The organism is Streptomyces sp. NPDC060002 (genome assembly GCF_042737245.1).
GTDB lineage: Bacteria > Actinomycetota > Actinomycetes > Streptomycetales > Streptomycetaceae > Streptomyces.
In genome coordinates this window covers 1-2,081 of sequence record NZ_JBHWUW010000125.1, presented here as the reverse complement: position 1 = coordinate 2,081, position 2,081 = coordinate 1, and the positions used below count along the sequence as shown (strand labels likewise).

At 66.3% G+C, this 2,081-nt stretch carries 1 protein-coding gene; it reads right to left on the bottom strand.

Annotated features, from left to right (window positions below; all coding sequences use genetic code 11):
* Positions 1-131: 131 nt before the first annotated feature.
* Positions 132-1,385, bottom strand: coding sequence for an IS110 family transposase (locus ACFWBD_RS41445; RefSeq protein ID WP_385679404.1), 1,254 nt, complete (start codon positions 1,383-1,385; stop codon positions 132-134).
* Between the last annotated feature and the right edge of the window lie 696 nt (positions 1,386-2,081).

Sequence of the window (2,081 nt, the reverse complement as noted above, 5' to 3'; positions counted from 1 at the left end):
AACACCCGGCAGCAGCGGCGCTATCCGTTCCCACGCCACATCCGTCAGCTCACCACGACCCACCACAAGATCAATTATCAGACAGAACCTAGGGGTGCTCCTGACCGCTGCCAGTGAGATGCGGCCTCTGGTCAGGCGGCCGCTGTGCCCACCTCGTCGGGCGGAGCTGGGAAGGCCAGTGCCTCGTCATATCGATGACCTTGTTGGAGGCAGTGATAGAGCTGGCCGATCATGCGGTTGAAGAGGTTGCGCTGGGCAGCGGCGTGCCAGTCTCCGCGGTCGCGGCGGTGCCGGTAGTGGGCTTTGGCGCCGGGTGAGGCGGTGATCGAGGAGAAGGCCCAGAGGTAGCCAGCATGATTGAGGCGGTCGTTCTTGATCCGTCGGCGGGTGATGCTGGACTTCTTGCCCGAGGCGCGGGTGATGGGCGAGGCGCCGGCGTACGCCTTCAGGCCGCGGGCGTCGGCGAACCGTTTCCGGTCGTCGCCAATCTCGGCCAGTATCCGAGCGCCGAGCTGAATGCCGAGCCCCGGAAAGCTCAAGAGCAGTTCAGCATCCGGGTGCTGGGGAAAAGCCTCTTCCACCGCCTCGGCGAGGTCGTCGGCGGCGGTGCAGGCGGCTTCCAGCTGGACCAGGAGAGCGAGCATCTGCTTGCCCAGCGCCTCCTCGACCAGCGGTGGCTGATGGGCCCAGTCGGTACGGAAAGCGTCATGGAGTCGGCCGACCTCCTCCTCAATGCCTCGCTTGCGGCCTGCCCTTCGGAGTGCGGCCGTCAGCTGTGTGCGCGTCAGCTTCGCCGCGCAGGTCGGCGTCGGGGCGGCTCTGAGGAGCTCCCGGGCCTTCGGCCGGCACAAGCCGGTGCGCCAAGGTTCGAAGGCCGCCAAGGCGGCCGGGTAGTACTCCCGTAGGAGGGAACGCAGCTGGTTGGCAAGCTGCTGCCGGTTCCAGAGCGAGTCCTGCTGGGCACGGGCCAGGACGGCGATTGCGCGACCGAGGTCGGAATCTTCGGGCAGTGGTCGGTGGGCGTGCATGTCGGTGCGCAGGATGTTCGCCAGGACCAGGGCGTCCCCGGGGTCGGACTTCTTGCGCGAGACGGAGTGCCGGTCGCGATAGCGGGCGGCGGCCAGCGGGTTGATGGCGAAGACCTCCCGCTTGCCGGTCCGCAGCACGGCCACGAGCAGGCCGCGGGAGGTCTCGATCGCCACTGGGATCGGGTTCTCCGCGGTGTCTCCGTATTCGGCGAGTAGATCCAGCAGGATTTTGTAGCCTGCGGCGTCATCGGTGATGTGCCGCTTTGCCAGTAATTGCCCGCTGTCGTCGACCAAGGCCACGTCGTGCGTGCGCTCGGCCCAGTCGATGCCGCAGTAGATCAAGATGTTCCTCCCCATAGTGCAGTTTGTGCTGGTCACGAGCACATGCGGGCCACGCAGCTCCCTAATCCCAGGACTCGACACGAGGGTCGGTCCGCCACCTCAGTAGCCGTTCGTGACACCAGCGCACCCCACGGGCCTCGGTCTAGCCGGGAGCTCATACGGCTCGGGGCTTATGAGAGGTCGCCGTGCGGCGGGCTCGCACCACCAACACCAACGAGTGATCTCGCGATGAGTGTTGACGCCCGTCGGCGCTGGACGACGCCGATCTTTCGGTAGGCATCGTGTGCCTGGAGGGACGTCAAGCGTCCGTCCAGCGCCGGCGGGCACCAACAGCTGTTCCCCACACAACATCCCTCGAAGGAACAACGGGGTGGCGGCGACGAAGGCGCCGAGCGGTGCTCGGTCTACACCGAGACATCGAGGTCGGAGGCGGTATAGGCATCCGCCCGGCGCCCACGAGACCGCCACCAGATGCAGGGCGTCCGCCGGCCTATGGCAAGACACCGCATGTCCGGATGAGTTCAGGCATGACGGCCCTGCTGTTCGAACAGTCCGGAGCTTCCTGCACTGGCTCGGGCCGCCCTTAGATGGGGATTAGAGGCGATAGCCGGCCTCCAGGGCCTGTGTGACGTCGTGATCAATCAGTTGCCTTCAGCAGGTCGTTGATCCAGATCATTGAGGCGCGGAGGTGGAGGCCGGCGAGGTAGCTCT